We start from the raw sequence: 14,728 nt of genomic DNA on the forward strand, positions 1-14,728 counted from the left end.
AACGCCTTTCTTCAGGCCTGAATACCGGCCTGGCGCAAGGCCCCGGCGAGTTTCGAGTGATTGACTTCGGACAAGGGGGTCAGAGGCAGGCGGATGCCGCGGGAGATCCGCCCCATCCTCTCCAGAGCCCACTTGACCGGAATCGGATTCGGTTCGCAGAACAGATGGCGATGCAGCCCCGCCAGACGGGCATTGATTTCCCGCGCGGGCTTCACGTCAGCCGCCAGAGCCGCGGCGCACATCTCGTGCATCGCGCGCGGAGCGACGTTGGCGGTCACCGAGATCACGCCATGGCCGCCGAGCAGCATGAAGGCAAGCGCGGTCAGATCGTCGCCGCTGTACAGCGCAAAACCCTCGGGCGCGCGCAGGATCAGCTCAAGGCCGCGGTCGATCGCGCCGGTCGCATCCTTGATGCCGACGATGTTTGGCACTTCGGCGAGCCGCAGCACCGTGTCGTTGCACATGTCGGCACCGGTGCGGCCAGGCACGTTGTACAGGTAGAGCGGCAGATCAACCGCTTCCGCGATCGCGCGGAAGTGCTGGTACATGCCTTCCTGGGTCGGCTTGTTGTAGTAGGGAACGACCGACAGGCCCGCCAGAGCGCCGGCTTCCTTCGCGAAGCGCGTCAGCTCGATCGCTTCCCGGGTCGAGTTTCCACCGGTCCCGGCGATCACCGGAACACGCCCGGCCGCACATTTGACCGCGAAAGAGATCAGCTGGCTGTGTTCCTCGACATCGACGGTCGGAGATTCTCCGGTCGTACCGACGATGACGATCCCGTCAGTGCCTTCGGCGACGTGCCAATCGATAAGCTCTTTCAAGCGCGCAAGGTCAATGCTTCCATCCTCGTGCATCGGAGTGACCAGAGCCACAAGCGAACCGGTAATCATGCGAAAGCCGCCAGATTGAAAAGTGTGGATTCTAGCGCATCCAGCCAGAGTCCAAGCGATCCGGCTTACAAGTCCTCACGTTTGCGCACCGATGAGTCGGAAAGCCGATTCCGCACAAGGAAGAGGCCTGCCGCCTCGAGCACAATCTGCACTATCCTACCGGCATGACGCCCGAAGACGCTCTGTCCGTTTCCCGTGCCAGCCAGCTGGCAAACTCGATCTGCACCGCCGTCGGCCTGCACATTCTCGGCAAGCCGACCGAGATCCGGCTCGCCGTCGCCTGCCTGCTCGCTGACGGGCATCTGCTGATCGAGGACGTGCCCGGAGTCGGCAAGACCACGCTGGCACGCGCGCTCGCCGAAGCCTGCGGCCTCGCTTGGCACCGCCTGCAGTTCACGAGCGACATGCTCCCGACCGACCTGCTCGGCGTTTCGGTCTGGGAGAGCCACTCCGCGCAGTTCGTGTTCCGGCCCGGCCCCCTCTTCGCCGAGCTCGTGCTTGCCGACGAAATCAACCGCGCCCCGCCCAAAACCCAGAGCGCTCTGCTCGAAGCGATGGAGGAAGGGCGGGTCTCGGTCGAAGGCGAAACCCGGCCGCTACCCTCGCCCTTCTTCGTCATCGCGACCCAGAACCCGACCTGGCACGCCGGCACTTTCCCTCTGCCCGAATCCCAGCTCGACCGCTTCCTGATGCGCCTGTCGCTGGGCTATCCGCCCGAGGAAGCCGAAGTCGCGCTGCTCTCGGGTTCGCCCGGAGCGCGCCGGCTAAGCCTCGCCCCTGTGGTGGATAGAGCCATCCTGCTCGCGCTGCAGGCGAGCTGCGCCAACATCCACGCCAGCGAAGCGATTGCCCGCTACATCCGCCGGCTGCTCGAAGCGAGCCGGCTCAACGCCGAGTTCTCGCTGGGCCTGTCGCCCCGGGCCGGTCTCGCGCTGCTCTCGGCGGCCCGCGCTCTGGCCCTGCTCGAAGGCCGCGACTTCGTCGCGCCCGAGGACGTGCAACAGGCCTGGCTCCCCGTCGCCGGACACCGGATCACCGGCCGCGACGGCCTTCCTGCGCCCGAAGCCGCCGTTGCGGCGCTGCTCGCCGCGACGCCGATAGAGTGAAGCGCCCGTCGCTGTCCGCGTTGCGCGAAGCCCTGCAGCAGTGGATGCTGCGCGGGCGCCGCAGCGAGGCTCTGCCGATCGAGGTGCCGCAGAGGCGGGTCTATATCGTGCCGACCCGCGAAGGCCTGAGCTTCGCCGCGCTGCTGCTCGCGATGCTGATCGCGAGCCTCAACTACAACCTGGCGCTGGGATTCCTGCTGAGCTTCTCACTGGCCGGAATCGCCCAGGTCTGCCTGCTCAGGACTCACCGCAACATCAACGGCCTGATCCTCGCGAGCGCCCGCAGCGCAAATGCGCATCAGGGCGGCGTGCTCGGTTTCGCGCTCGTCTTCGCCGATCGGGCGCAGCGCGCGCGCGAAGCGCTGGAGCTGATCGACGCGAAAGGCTACCGGCTGGGCTTCTCGATCGCCGCAGGCGGCTTCACCCAGGTCGAACTCGCGCTCACCGCGCGCCGCCGCGGCAGGCAGAGCCTGGGCCGGATACGCATCGAGACCCGCTTCCCGCTCGGCCTCTTCCGCGCCTGGACCCTGCTCGAACCGGATGTAGCGGCGTGGGTCTACCCGAGCCCGGAGGCCAAAGCGCCTCCACCCCCGCTTCACGGCAGCGGCGCCAGCGCTTCGCGCACGCCCGCGCCGGGCACCGACAGCTTCGATTCGCTGCGCCCCTATCAGCCCGGAGACCCGCTGCGCGCGATCGCCTGGAAACGCCTCGCGCGCGGCGATGCGCCCGCCAGCAAACTGTTCAGTTCGGAAGAGAGCGGCGAGCTGCGCCTCACCTGGCTGGACTGCCAGGCGCTTCCCGGCACCGAAGCGCGGCTCTCGCGGCTGTGCGCCTGGGCGCTGGAAGCCGAGCGCAGCGGCCGCAACTGGTCCCTGAGCCTGCCCGGAACCCTGCTCGCGATGAGCCGCGGCCCCACCCATCTGAGTGCCGCGCTCGAAGCGCTGGCAAGCTTCCCTGCCTCCGATGAGCGATAAGACTCCGGTCCTGGACCTCCTCTCGCAGCGTTGGGCCTGCGCCGCGGTCGCCGCGAGCGTGCTGCCGCTGATCATGATCCTCGGCTTCGACACCGGCACGCTGGCCTTGCTGCCCCTGGCCGTGCAGATCGCCCGACTCGCGCTGCGTCGCACCGCACCGCTCTCGCGCCTGCTGCCAGCGGCGCTGGCCATCAGCACCGCGGTCGCGGTTTTCGCGCAGCACGGCACGCTGTTCGGCCGCCAGGCCGGACTCGCGCTGCTCGCCAGCCTCGCCTGCCTGAAGCTGCTCGAATCGCGCACGCGCCGCGACCTGCACGTCGCGGTCCAGCTCTGCTTCTTCCTCCAGCTCGGCTACTTCCTGCATGAACAGAGCCCGCTGACCGCGCTGCTGGCCGCGGCGAGCTGCCTCACCTGCCTTGCCGCGCTGCTGCGCGTCGAACAGGCGAGGCTCGGCTTTGCGGTCGCGCTGCGCGGCAGCGGCCGTCTCTTGCTGATCTCGCTGCCGCTGACCGCCGCACTCTTTCTGTTCTTTCCCCGCCTCGACCAACCTCTGTGGGGGCTTCCCACCGACGAGGCGAGCGCCCGCACCGGGCTCTCGAACGACATGAGCCCGGGTTCCATCGCCGATCTGTCGCTGTCGAGCGAGATCGCTCTGCGCGCTGAATTCCCTGGCCCCATCCCGCTCCCGAGTCAGCGCTATTTCCGCGGCCCGGTCCTGACCGACTTCGACGGCCGGACCTGGAAAAGCGCGCCCGACTCGGACCGCCCCCTGCCCCCTGCCACCGCTCCCGCCACTCTGCGCTACACGCTGACGCTCGAAGCGCACCGCCAGCGCTGGCTGCTCGCGCTCGAACAGGCCGTCCCGCAGCCGGGGCAGCTGCTGAGCCGGGACCACGCGCTGCTCACGCCTGCCCCGGTCAAGGACAGGATCCGGGTCGCAATCGGCAGCCGCCCCGACGCGGGCATTCCCGACGAGAGTCCCGAGCGCCTCAAGCGCGCGCTCGCGCTGCCTGCGGGTTTCAATCCGCGCACCCTCGCGCTGGGTCAGAAGATCCGCCAGCAGCACCCCGATCCGTTCGATCGTCTTGCCGCCGCCCGCGCCTTCCTGCGCTCAGGCCATTATCAATACACGCTCAGGCCCCCTCTGCTGGGCCAGAACAACGTCGACGAATTCCTGTTCTCGACCCGTCAGGGATTTTGCGAGCACTTCGCCGGCGCCTTCACGGTGCTGATGCGCGCGTCAGGCGTGCCCGCCCGCGTCGTGACGGGTTACCAGGGCGGCGAGATCAACCCGGTGGACCGCAGCCTGATGGTGCGCCAGTCCGATGCGCACGCCTGGACCGAAGTCTGGCTGCCGGGCAAGGGATGGCTCAGACAGGACCCGACCGCGATCGCGGCCCCGCAGAGAATCGACGCCGGAATGATCGCGGCGCTGCGCGACCGGACCGCGTTGCCGGTGCTGACACGGCTGGACAGCGACTTGCTCCGCTCGCTGCGCAGCCGGCTCGACGCGCTCGATCACGCGTGGAACACCTGGGTGCTCGGCTACAATGGCCTGCGCCAGAGAGAGCTTCTGGGGCAGCTGGGCTTCCCTGACGCGGACTGGCGGATTCTCGCCGCCGCGCTCAGCGTCTCAGCGCTGCTCTGGCAAGCGCTGGTCTGGTTCTTCTCGCGGAACAGAGCCCCCAAGCCCCTGCCGATCCAACGCAGCTGGCATAAACTGTGCCGGTATCTGGCAAAGCAGGGCTTCGTTGCGCTCAGCTCCGAAGGGCCGCTGGACTACGCCGCGCGCGTGATCCGGACGCGCCCCGAGTGGCAGCAAACCCTCCCTGTGCTGGCGCTGCGCTATGCGCGCCTGCGCTTCGCCCCCCCCAACCCGGCAGACAGCCCCGAACAATTCGAACAGGCAATCAGAAAATGGATATCCGAACCCTCGGCGCGCTGAGCGCGCTCCTTCTCATCAGCCCGGCCGCCCCCGCCGAAGAAACTTCGGCCACGCCCTATGCCGAGCGCACCGACGTGCGCGCCTTCGCGCACGAGCTGGCGAAGCGCGAAGGCCTCGACGAAGCAAAGATCCTCGCCTCGCTGTGCGAAGCCCGCTTCCAGCCTTCGGTGATCAAGGCGATCCTGCCGCCCGCGAGCCCGGCATCGCGCTCCTGGGTTCGCTACCGCGCCCGCTTCCTCGATCGTCCGCGCATCACCGGCGGTCTCGGTTTCTGGCAGATCTATTCCGATGCGCTCACGCGCGCTGAAAAGCAGTACGGAGTCCCGGCCGAGATCATCGTCGCGATCATCGGCATCGAGAGCATCTACGGCCGCGGCCCCGGCAATTACCAGACCCTGTCCGCGCTCGCGACGCTGGCCTTCGACTATCCGCCGCGCGCCGAACTGTTCCGTCAGGAGCTCTCCGAGCTCTTCCTGCTTGCCCGCGACCAGAGCCGCGATGTCGCATCGTTCAAAGGCTCCTACGCCGGCGCGATCGGCCTGCCCCAGTTCATGCCCAGCAGCATTCGCCGCTTCGCGATCGACTTCGACGCCGACGGGAAAATCGATCTCGAGATGAATCCGGTCGATGCGATCGGCTCGGTCGCGAACTTCCTGAACAAGCACGGCTGGAAGAACGGCGAGATCGCGGCGCTGCCGGCCAGGGTATCGGACGCGCAGAACGCGGCGGCGGCGATAGAGGGCGGAATCGTCCCGCGCTACAGCCGGACCGAACTCGCCCGCCTCGGGATCAGCGCCGACACTCCGCTCACCGTCGACGCCCCCGCAGCGCTGATCGATCTGCCTTCACCCGAAGCCGCGACCGAATACTGGCTGGGCTACGCGAACTTCTACGTGATCACCCGCTACAACCGGTCGAGTTTCTATGCGATGTCGGTGCTGCAGCTCGCCCGCGCGCTGCGCACCGAACACGACCAGCAGCCTTGATCAGAACAGCACGTCGCGCGAAACCCCCCGGCGCTTGAGGATGCGCCGGAGCTGAGAGAGCGCTTCAAGCTGGATCTGGCGAACCCGCTCCCGGGTCAGCCCCAGCTGCAGCGCGAGCTCTTCGAGCGTCTGGATCTCGACTTCATCCATCCCGTAGCGGGCACCGATAACGAGGCGCTGCTTCTCGCTGAGCTGGGATATCCAGTAACGGACCAGCTGCTCGATCTCGCCGTTCTGGATTTGCTCCTCCGGCCCTTCCGACAGATCGTCGGCGAGCGATTCGCCAATCGACAGGTTCGGGTCGATGTCGAGCGGTGCATCGAGCGAGGCCGTGTGTTCATTGAGGGACAGGATGTGGCGGACCGCCTCGACGGGCCGCGACAAGCGCATCGCGACCTGATCGAGGCTTGCCGAACCGTGGCTCGATTCGAGTGCCCGCTGGGCGCGCAGAACCTGGTTGAGCTCCTTGACCACATGAACCGGCAGCCGGATCGTCCGCGACTGATTCATGATCGCCCGCTCGATGTTCTGCCGGATCCACCAGGTGGCATAGGTCGAGAAGCGAAAGCCGCGCTCGGGATCGTATTTCTCGAGCGCGTGGATCAGTCCGAGGTTGCCCTCCTCGACCAGGTCGAGGAGCGGAATGCCGCGATTGAGGTAATGCTTGGCGATATTCACAACCAAGCGCAGGTTGTGCTCGATCATCTTCTGCCGCGCCGAGAAATCGCCCTTCCTCATCCGCCGGGAGAGTGAGACTTCCTCCTCGGCGGTCAGCAGCGGGTTGGCCCCGATCTCGTTCAGATAGATCTGGGTGACATCGTTGAGAAATTCGTTTTCAGGAGGAGCGGGCGCAGGTTCCGCCTCGAAAGCCTCGATCTCTGGCGGGAGATCCGGCTCTTTTTCTTCCTCTTCGTCGAAATAGGCCGGATCGTACATATCCCCCCCACCCTATTAGCGCTTCGGTAGATATCTCAATGGATCTACGGGTTTCCCCTGGCGACGGATTTCGAAGTGAAGCTTGGCTCGATCGCTGTCGCTATCCCCTAGGATCGCGATCTCCTGGCCCTTTTTGACCACTTGCCCTTCCTTGACCAGAATCTTCTGGTTATGGGCATATGCGCTCAAGAACATCGCGTCATGTTTGATGATGACGAGATTTCCGTAACCGCGCAAGCCGGCTCCGACATAAACAATCTTTCCTGCTCCAGCGGCGTGAACGGCCTCTCCCAGCGTGCCCGCGATGTCAAGACCTTTATTGCTCGCATCGTTGAAAGTTCCCACAATCTTGCCAGGCACCGGCCATGCCCAATCAATATCGGCATCGCCACGCGGTTCGCTCGCGGCGGGCGACTTCGGCGGTTCGGCAACTTTGTTTTCAGGACGCGCTTCGCTGACTGCGACTTTCGGGCCCGTGCCCGCCTCGGCCTTGATCGCGGCGGCGAGCGCCTGATCGGAATAAGCGACTTTCCCGCCGCGCGGCTCGCGCTTGAGACCCTCTTCGCCATGGGCGGGAGGCTCGGCGCGCACGGGACGGGCGTCGATCGGCCGCGTTTCGAGTACCGGCCTGGCCGACACACCTTCCGGCGGCACGACGCGGAGCTCCTGACCGACCAGGATCAGGTTGGGGTTGTCGAGCTTGTTCCAGCCAGCGATGTCGCGCCAGTCCTGGCCGTGCTCGAGCGAAATGCTGATCAGCGTGTCACCCTTCTTGACGATGTAATGACCGGGTCTGGCGACCGGCGCGGGCTCGGCGGCACGGGCGTCCTGGGACGCGTTCGGACGCGCGGCTCCGGTGGAGCGCTCCTCCACCGGAGCGCGCGTCGCCGTCGAACAGGCTGCCAGCATCAGCAGCAGCAAAAGAGGAGAGGTAAAGCCTTTCATTCGGTTCCTGTCAGCAAAGGGACGAAACGGACGGGATCGTAGCGCGTTTCCTTGAAACTGCCGCCCGGGGTGCGCTCGATCAGCAGCAGATACTGCTCGATCTCGCCGACCGGCAAGACCATCCTGCCGCCCGGCGCCAGCTGGGTCAGCAACGCTTTCGGAATGACCGGAGCGGCCGCGGCGAGGATGATCGAGTCGAAGGGGGCGGCCTCGATGAGGCCCACGCTGCCATCCGCGTATTTCAATCTCAGGTTGGGAAGGCGCAAGGGCCTCAGATTCTCTTTGGCGCGGTCGAGCAGCGCCTTGATCCGCTCGACCGAATACACTTCCGGCGCGACGCAGGCCAGCACCGCGGCCTGGTAGCCGCAGCCGGTTCCGACCTCGAGCGTGCGTCCCAGCTCCCGCCCCGCCCCCAGCAGTTCGATCATCCGCGCGACGACATAGGGCTGGGAGATCGTCTGCTGGCAGCCCAGCGGCAGCGAGGTGTCCTCGTAGGCCCGGGTCGCCAGAGCCTCCTGGACGAACTGGTGCCGGGGAATCTGGTTCATTGCGCGCAGCACCCGCTCGTCGCGGACGCCTTCTTCGCGCAGGCGCTCGACCATCCGGGCGCGGGCCCGAACCGATGTCGTTGATGAGGAATGTGGATGAGAGTTCATCGGGCAAAGCGCTCCGACCAGAGGGCCATTTGCCCGAAGTGAGTCAAATCGATCTGCAGCGGCGTCACCGACACGAAGCCGGCGGCCACCGCATGAAAATCCGTTCCATCCCCGGCATCCTGGACCGCGCCGACCGCGCCGACCCAGTAGATCGGCTCGCCCCGCGGATTCTTCGCGCAGACGACTGGTTCGGACTGATGGCGACGGCCCAAACGGGTCAACTGCCGGCCATTCAGTTGATCAAAGGGAAGATCGGGGACATTGACGTTGAGCAGAAAGCCGCCCTGAAGCTCCCATTGTCTCGCCTCTTCGAGCAGGTCGAGGACGACGCGCGCGGCGGTCGCGAAATACTGCGCATCGCGACCGACCAGCGAAACCGCGATCGCCGGAATCCCGAGCAAAAAACCCTCCATCGCCGCGGCGACGGTTCCCGAGTAGATCGTGTCGTCGCCCATGTTGGCGCCGTGGTTGATTCCGGAGATCACGAGTTCGGGCCTCTGCGGCAGAAGACCGGTCACCGCGAGGTGCACGCAGTCGGTCGGCGTGCCGTCGACGAAGCGGTAGCCATTGCCGGCCCGGCGAACCGACAGCGGACGGTCCAGGGTCAGCGAATGCGAAGCGCCGCTGCGATTGCGCTCGGGCGCGACAACTTCGACGTCGTGCCGGGCGGAGAGCTCCCGCTCCAACGCGGCGATGCCCGGCGCGAAATAGCCATCGTCGTTGCTCAGCAGGATGCGCATGGATGCCCCGGAAGGCGCGCGGCGGCGTCCATTGCCGGCACGGGCTGCCCGCCGCGAGAAGTCGGCGAGCCCGCCCGCATCCGGGCGCGGCTCCAGCCAAACTTGTCGATATCACGGCAGATCATCTGAGGTTTTCTTGACCAAGCAGCCTGAATTCGGAAAAGCGTCCGGTCGCCACGATCAGCGGGCGTAACAGGCGCGGGGAGATTATACGTTGCGCGGATGCCGCTGTCTGCCGCTCTTGCGCGCCTGTCATAACCGCCCGCCCAGCCCCGGGTCCGATCCGCCCTGATGCCCGTCACTCCCTCCAGCGAGGAACTCACGAAGACGAGGGACGGAGCCCCCCTCTGGGTCCGGCGTTCAGTACATTCCCTTCGAGAACTCTTCAAGGACGAGACGGGGCTGGTGATGAGCCAGTTCGGGCCCGCGGCTGGACGAGCGCATGTAAAGCACGGCGGGCGGGGCTACGGCGCGGCTGTAGCGCTAAACTGGCCGCCCGCTGCAAGAAAGGTCCCCATGTCCGCCATTGAAACCATCACCCGCAAACAAGCCGTGCGCGACTACGAAGGCTATGCCTGCGTCGGCCTGGCCAACCCGAAAACACCTGCGAACGTGGGCGAAGTCATGCGTGCCGCCGGCTGCTACGGAGTGCACTCGGTGTTCTACACAGGGCAGCGCTACGACAAGGCCTGCGAGTTCCGCACCGACACCAAGCAGGTGCACCTGCAGATCCCGCTTATCGGCGTCGAAGACCTGCAGGGCGTCATCCCGCTCGGCTGTGTGCCCGTCGCGATCGAGATCCACCCCGACGCCCAGCCCCTGACCCACTACACCCACCCCGAACGCGCCTTCTACATCTTCGGCCCCGAAGACGGCAGCCTCAGCGACAAGATCACCGCCTGGTGCCGCGACATCGTCTATGTGCCGACCCAGGGCTGCATGAACCTCGCGGCGTCGGTCAATGTGGTGCTGTACGACCGCATGGCAAAGCGTGAAAAGGCGAAAAAAATCGAGCGGTAGGAGAGCGTGAGCACAGAGCAGGCTCCCTGCCTGCCCCCCTCATCAAACCGTATGCGCTATTAGCGCCTACGGCTATCCGATGTTCTTCACCCGCATGCGCTGTATTCCGGTCAGCCATCGTCAGGATCACGTAGAGCCTACGTCCCTCGTACAGCAGATGGCTCGGAGAGTCGGGTTGGCGATCCGTCACCATGATCCGCACGGCCAGAAAACAAAAAAGCCAATCCGAAGATTGGCTTTTTTGTTGGTTCTTTGGTCGGGGCGGCGGGATTCGAACTCGCGACCCCTTGCACCCCATGCAAGTGCGCTACCAGGCTGCGCTACGCCCCGACAAGCTGCGCATTATATCAGCTTTTTCAGAAATTGCACCATCAGGCTTTAAGTTCTTCGAGCACCGCAGTGAGCTCGGCGCGCACGGCCTCGATCAGCGCACCATAGCGACCCGCGGCTTCGACTTCCTCGCACTGCTGCAGACCCGCCTCATCGAGGCGATTGCGCGCCCCGCTGATCGTGAAACCTTCCTGGTAGAGCAGTTCGCGGATACGGCGCACCAGCAGCACCTCGTGGTGCTGGTAGTAGCGACGGTTGCCGCGACGCTTGATCGGTTTGAGCTGGACGAACTCCTGCTCCCAATAGCGCAGAACGTGCGGCTTGACGCCGCACAGTTCGCTGACCTCTCCGATCGTGAAGTAGCGCTTGGCGGGAATGGGAGGGAGTTCGGTGTGTTCAGGCTGCACGCTGTGTTGCGACATGAGTAGGACTGCTGCTCAGCTGTTCGACCGCGGCCTTGAGTTTCTGGCTGGCGTGAAAAGTCACGACGCGGCGGGCGGTAATCGGGATTTCTTCGCCGGTCTTGGGATTGCGGCCAGGCCTCTGGGGTTTGTCGCGCAACTGGAAGTTGCCGAAACCCGAGAGTTTGACCGTATCACCCCGCTCCAGCGCAGTGCGGATCTCGTCGAAGAAGCCATCGACCATGTCTTTGGCTTCACGCTTGTTCAGGCCGACCTTCTCGAAGAGCAGGTCGGCCAGTTCAGCTTTGGTCAGCGTCATCGGAACCATATCAACTCCTCAGCTCCGCCCCCAGGCGCGCGCGAGCGAGCCCAACGAGCACTTCGACCGCCGCGTCGACTTCGCGATCTTCGAGCGTCCGTTCAGTATGTTGGAAGCGTATCCGGAACGCAACACTCTTCCGGTCAGGCTCCACACCCCTGCCCTGATAGACGTCGAAAACTTCGACCGACTGCATCAAGGGCTCGGGCGCGCTGCGCAGAACGTCGAGCAGCTCGGCAACCGGGCGAGTCGCCTCGACGATCAGCGCGAGGTCGCGGATCATCGGCGGGAACTTCGACGGAGCCACCGCGGTCGGCAGCACGCGCGGCATCACCGCATCGAGTTCGAGCTCGAAAGCAACCGGCGCGGACGCGAGATCGTAGTCATGAACCCAGGTCGGATGCAGCTCGCCGATCCAGCCGATCGCGCGACCGCCGATGCGCACTTCGGCGGCCCGCCCGGGATGCAGTGCGGGATGGGCGAGCGGCACGAATTCGAGCGCCGGGTTAGCAACCAGACGTTCGAGGTCACCCTTGATGTCGAAGAAGTCTGCCTTGCGGGTCGCGATCCCCCACTGCTCGGGATCGCTGGGCCCCCAAGCCAGAGCGGCAATCTTCATCGTCTGATCATAGCCGGCAACGGGCTTCGCGGCGGGGTCGCGTTTGAAGCAGCGGCCGATTTCGAACAGACGCACGCGCGACGCGCGGCGCTTCTGGTTCGTGATCAGATTGCCGACGAGCCCACCGAGCAGGCTGGAGCGCATCACTGCGAGCTGGCTCGCGATTGGGTTCGCGATCCGGATCAGATCCTTGTTCGCGCAGAAGTCGCGCTCCCAGGCTTCCTCGACGAAGGCGTAATTGATGACTTCCTGATAATCGAGGCCGGCCATCTTCGCGCGCAGAGCCATCGGCGTGCGACGGCTCTCGGGCTGCGGCAGCATCGCCATCTTGCCGACCGGCATCACTTCGGGAATCTTCTCGTAACCGTAGATCCGCGCGATCTCTTCGATCAGATCCTGTTCGATTTCAAGATCGAAGCGCCAAGAGGGCGGCAGAAGCCTGACTTCGTCGGCGGTGACGGTCAGTTCTCCGCCGAGCCGACTGAGAACCGTCGCGACGGTCTCGGCGTCGAGCGGGATGCCGATGACCTGGGACGCGCGCGCCATCCGCATCACGACCGGCGAGCGGCGCGGCAGATGCTCTTCGGACAACACCTCGACAACCGGGCCGGCATTGCCACCGCAGATTGCGAGGATCAGCTCGCTGGCACGCTCGATCGCGCGAGCCGGCAGCGCATAATCGACGCCGCGCTCATAACGGTGCGAAGAGTCGGTTGCCAGACCGTATTCGCGGGCGCGGCCAGCGATCGCAGCAGGCGAGAAAAAGGCACTCTCGACGAAGATGTCGGTCGTCTCGTCGGAGATCCCGCTCCTGTCGCCGCCCATGATGCCGGCCATCGCCAGCGTCTTCTCGTCGTCGGCGATCACCAGCGTCTTCGCATCGAGTTTGACCTCCTGCTCGTTGAGCAGCGTCAGCGCTTCGCCCTCCTTCGCCCAGCGCACCCGCAGCGAACCCGACAGGATCGCGGTATCGAAGGCGTGCATCGGCTGGCCGAGTTCGAGCATCACATAGTTCGTGATATCGACGACCGCCGAGATCGAACGGATGCCGCAGCGCTCGATGCGCTGGACGATCCAGTCCGGAGTCTTGCGCGACGGATCGATGCCGCGGATCACGCGACCGCAGTAACGCGGGCAGGCATCCTTCGCCTCGACGTCGATCGCGCGGGTTGCGTCATGGGAGGCCGCGACGGTTTCGCTCTTCGGCTCGGCGAGCGGTGCACCGGTCAGCGCCGAGACTTCGCGGGCGATGCCGAGCAGGCTCAGGCAGTCGGGCCGGTTCGGCGTCAGCTTGATCGTGTAGAGCGTGTCGTCGAGCAGCAGCGCATCGCGCAGCGACGTGCCGGGTTTGAAGTCCTCGGGCAGGGACAACAGCCCCTCGTGCGCTTCCGACAGGCCCAGCTCGCGCGCCGAACACAGCATGCCGGCGGATTCAACGCCACGCAGCTTGGCCGGCTTGATCTTGAAATCGCCGGGCAGCACGGCCCCGACGGTCGCGCAGGGAACGAGAAGCCCCGCGGCCGCATTCGGCGCGCCACAGACGATCTGCAGGGGTTCGGCGGCGCCGACATCGACGCGACAGACCCTCAGCCGGTCCGCGTTCGGATGTTGTTCGGCGCTGAGGATGCGGGCGACCAGCACTCCAGTGAAAGCGGGGGCGGCGGGCGTCGCTTCTTCGACTTCCAGCCCGGCCATCGTCAACAGACGTTCCAGCTCGGCGGAATCGATCGCCGGGTTGACCAGAGTGCGCAACCAGTGCTCAGAGAACTGCATGGCTTACCTGAATTGGGAAAGGAAACGAAGGTCGTTTTCGAAGAACAGACGCAGGTCGTCGACGCCGTAACGCAGCATCGTCAGACGATCCAGGCCCATGCCGAAAGCGAAACCGGTGTAGCGCTCGGGGTCGATACCGCCGTGGCGCAGCACGTTCGGGTGGACGACGCCGCAGCCGGCGATCTCCAGCCATTTGCCCTTGTTCGGCCCGCTCATGAACGCGAAGTCGATCTCGGCCGACGGTTCGGTGAAGGGGAAGAAGGACGGGCGGAAGCGGACCTGCAGCTCGTCGGTTTCGAAGAAACGCCTGAGGAATTCGGCGATCACGCCCTTGAGGTCGGCGAAGCTGACGCGCTCGCCCACCCACAGGCCTTCCATCTGATGGAACATCGGCGAGTGGGTCGCATCGTAATCGACGCGATAGACGCGGCCCGGAGCGATGATCCGGATCTCAGGCATCGGTTCGACGCCGGCATGCCGCGCGACGTGATCGTGCATGTAGCGAACCTGGACCGGGCTGGTCTGGGTGCGCAGCAGCACGCCCGGCGCATCGGTCAGGTAGAAAGTGTCGTGCATCGAACGCGCCGGATGATTCTCGGGCGTGTTCAAAGCCGTGAAATTGTAGAAATCGGTTTCGATCTCGGGGCCATCGGCCACCGTGAAGCCGATTCCGGCGAACAGCGTTTCAATGCGTTCGAGCGTGCGCGTGACCGGGTGCAGGCCGCCGACGCTGCGGCCGCGGCCGGGAAGCGTCACGTCGAGCGATTCGGCCGCCAGCTGGGCGGCGAGCGCCGCACCACGCAGCGCATCGCGGCGCGCTTCGAGCGCCTGCTCGATCGCAAGCTTGGCCTGATTGATCGCGGCACCGGCTTCGCGGCGCGCATCCGGCTCCATCTTGCCCAGCCCCTTCAGGAGGCCGGTCAGAGAGCCACTCTTGCCAAGGAACTTGGCCTTGGCCTGTTCGAGACTATTGGCATCCGCTGCAGCCGCGAAATCGGCAACTGCCTGGGAAACCAGCTGTTCCAATTGATCCACGAACGTTCTTCCGGGTGTGAGTGAAAAAAAAAGGAGGCTAGGCCTCCTTTTCT

14 protein-coding genes and 1 tRNA gene are annotated in these 14,728 nt (G+C 65.4%); 5 read left to right on the forward strand and 10 right to left on the reverse strand.

The window, feature by feature from the left end; genetic code table 11:
- Positions 1–11: 11 nt before the first annotated feature.
- Positions 12–890, reverse strand: a complete 879-nt coding sequence (dapA, locus tag ACHFB9_RS12850) for a 4-hydroxy-tetrahydrodipicolinate synthase (RefSeq protein WP_417067633.1) — start codon at positions 888–890, stop codon at positions 12–14.
- Between the two features lie 164 nt (positions 891–1,054).
- Between dapA and ACHFB9_RS12855 the strand changes: the two genes are divergently transcribed.
- The 4 genes from ACHFB9_RS12855 to mltB are packed head-to-tail and all read left to right on the forward strand — an operon-like array spanning position 1,055 to position 5,901.
- Positions 1,055–1,996 (forward strand): AAA family ATPase, encoded by a 942-nt coding sequence (locus ACHFB9_RS12855; protein ID WP_417067634.1) that lies wholly within the window; start codon positions 1,055–1,057, stop codon positions 1,994–1,996.
- Positions 1,993–2,970 (forward strand): DUF58 domain-containing protein, encoded by a 978-nt coding sequence (locus tag ACHFB9_RS12860; protein WP_417067636.1) that lies wholly within the window; start codon positions 1,993–1,995, stop codon positions 2,968–2,970. Before ACHFB9_RS12855 ends, ACHFB9_RS12860 begins: the two co-directional genes overlap by 4 nt.
- Entirely contained in the window at positions 2,960–4,915 is a 1,956-nt protein-coding gene (locus ACHFB9_RS12865; protein WP_417067638.1) for a transglutaminase TgpA family protein, read from the forward strand. Before ACHFB9_RS12860 ends, ACHFB9_RS12865 begins: the two co-directional genes overlap by 11 nt.
- Positions 4,888–5,901, forward strand: a complete 1,014-nt coding sequence (gene mltB, locus ACHFB9_RS12870) for a lytic murein transglycosylase B (RefSeq protein ID WP_417067640.1) — start codon at positions 4,888–4,890, stop codon at positions 5,899–5,901. Before ACHFB9_RS12865 ends, mltB begins: the two co-directional genes overlap by 28 nt.
- Here the strand turns inward: mltB and rpoS are convergent, their stop codons facing one another.
- From rpoS to surE, 4 genes are read right to left on the reverse strand one after another with little or no spacing between them, the layout of a single operon-like run.
- Positions 5,902–6,837 carry an RNA polymerase sigma factor RpoS gene (rpoS, locus tag ACHFB9_RS12875; protein ID WP_417067641.1) on the reverse strand — a complete coding sequence of 312 codons (936 nt, stop codon included), beginning with the start codon at positions 6,835–6,837 and terminating at the stop codon, positions 5,902–5,904.
- A 15-nt stretch (positions 6,838–6,852) separates the two neighbouring features.
- Positions 6,853–7,782 carry a peptidoglycan DD-metalloendopeptidase family protein gene (locus ACHFB9_RS12880; RefSeq protein WP_417067643.1) on the reverse strand — a complete coding sequence of 310 codons (930 nt, stop codon included), beginning with the start codon at positions 7,780–7,782 and terminating at the stop codon, positions 6,853–6,855.
- Positions 7,779–8,438: a protein-L-isoaspartate(D-aspartate) O-methyltransferase gene (locus tag ACHFB9_RS12885; protein ID WP_417067645.1), complete on the reverse strand. Its 660-nt coding sequence runs from the start codon at positions 8,436–8,438 to the stop codon at positions 7,779–7,781. The genes ACHFB9_RS12880 and ACHFB9_RS12885 overlap by 4 nt, the downstream gene beginning before the upstream one ends.
- Positions 8,435–9,178, reverse strand: coding sequence for a 5'/3'-nucleotidase SurE (gene surE, locus ACHFB9_RS12890; protein ID WP_417067646.1), 744 nt, complete (start codon positions 9,176–9,178; stop codon positions 8,435–8,437). The genes ACHFB9_RS12885 and surE overlap by 4 nt, the downstream gene beginning before the upstream one ends.
- A 516-nt stretch (positions 9,179–9,694) precedes the next feature.
- Here surE and ACHFB9_RS12895 point away from each other — a divergent pair.
- A complete protein-coding gene (locus ACHFB9_RS12895; RefSeq protein ID WP_417067647.1) occupies positions 9,695–10,198 on the forward strand; it encodes an RNA methyltransferase in 504 nt (167 codons plus the stop codon).
- A 253-nt stretch (positions 10,199–10,451) separates the two neighbouring features.
- On the opposite strand, the gene ACHFB9_RS12900 is transcribed toward ACHFB9_RS12895, so the two are convergent.
- From ACHFB9_RS12900 to pheS, 5 genes are all read right to left on the reverse strand, one after another.
- Positions 10,452–10,528 (reverse strand) — tRNA-Pro (locus tag ACHFB9_RS12900).
- A 41-nt stretch (positions 10,529–10,569) separates the two neighbouring features.
- A complete protein-coding gene (locus ACHFB9_RS12905; protein ID WP_417067648.1) occupies positions 10,570–10,950 on the reverse strand; it encodes a MerR family transcriptional regulator in 381 nt (126 codons plus the stop codon).
- Positions 10,925–11,248, reverse strand: coding sequence for an integration host factor subunit alpha (locus ACHFB9_RS12910; protein WP_417067650.1), 324 nt, complete (start codon positions 11,246–11,248; stop codon positions 10,925–10,927). Before ACHFB9_RS12910 ends, ACHFB9_RS12905 begins: the two co-directional genes overlap by 26 nt.
- Positions 11,249–11,258: 10 nt before the next feature.
- Complete coding sequence (gene pheT, locus ACHFB9_RS12915) at positions 11,259–13,640, reverse strand: phenylalanine--tRNA ligase subunit beta (protein WP_417067652.1); 2,382 nt, start codon at positions 13,638–13,640, stop codon at positions 11,259–11,261.
- Between the two features lie 3 nt (positions 13,641–13,643).
- Positions 13,644–14,675: a phenylalanine--tRNA ligase subunit alpha gene (gene pheS, locus ACHFB9_RS12920; RefSeq protein WP_417067653.1), complete on the reverse strand. Its 1,032-nt coding sequence runs from the start codon at positions 14,673–14,675 to the stop codon at positions 13,644–13,646.
- Positions 14,676–14,728: the final 53 nt, after the last annotated feature.

Source organism: Niveibacterium terrae (assembly GCF_048213115.1).
Taxonomy (GTDB): Bacteria; Pseudomonadota; Gammaproteobacteria; order Burkholderiales; family Rhodocyclaceae; genus Niveibacterium; species Niveibacterium terrae.

Bases quoted from the DNA above. Each gene is read 5' to 3' on its own strand.
- dapA (WP_417067633.1), bottom strand. From the start codon at position 890: ATGATTACCGGTTCGCTTGTGGCTCTGGTCACTCCGATGCACGAGGAT.
- ACHFB9_RS12855 (WP_417067634.1), top strand. From the start codon at position 1,055: ATGACGCCCGAAGACGCTCTGTCCGTTTCCCGTGCCAGCCAGCTGGCA.
- ACHFB9_RS12865 (WP_417067638.1), top strand. From the start codon at position 2,960: ATGAGCGATAAGACTCCGGTCCTGGACCTCCTCTCGCAGCGTTGGGCC.
- mltB (WP_417067640.1), top strand. From the start codon at position 4,888: ATGGATATCCGAACCCTCGGCGCGCTGAGCGCGCTCCTTCTCATCAGC.
- rpoS (WP_417067641.1), bottom strand. From the start codon at position 6,837: ATGTACGATCCGGCCTATTTCGACGAAGAGGAAGAAAAAGAGCCGGAT.
- ACHFB9_RS12880 (WP_417067643.1), bottom strand. From the start codon at position 7,782: ATGAAAGGCTTTACCTCTCCTCTTTTGCTGCTGCTGATGCTGGCAGCC.
- ACHFB9_RS12885 (WP_417067645.1), bottom strand. From the start codon at position 8,438: ATGAACTCTCATCCACATTCCTCATCAACGACATCGGTTCGGGCCCGC.
- surE (WP_417067646.1), bottom strand. From the start codon at position 9,178: ATGCGCATCCTGCTGAGCAACGACGATGGCTATTTCGCGCCGGGCATC.
- ACHFB9_RS12895 (WP_417067647.1), top strand. From the start codon at position 9,695: ATGTCCGCCATTGAAACCATCACCCGCAAACAAGCCGTGCGCGACTAC.
- ACHFB9_RS12905 (WP_417067648.1), bottom strand. From the start codon at position 10,950: ATGTCGCAACACAGCGTGCAGCCTGAACACACCGAACTCCCTCCCATT.
- ACHFB9_RS12910 (WP_417067650.1), bottom strand. From the start codon at position 11,248: ATGACGCTGACCAAAGCTGAACTGGCCGACCTGCTCTTCGAGAAGGTC.
- pheT (WP_417067652.1), bottom strand. From the start codon at position 13,640: ATGCAGTTCTCTGAGCACTGGTTGCGCACTCTGGTCAACCCGGCGATC.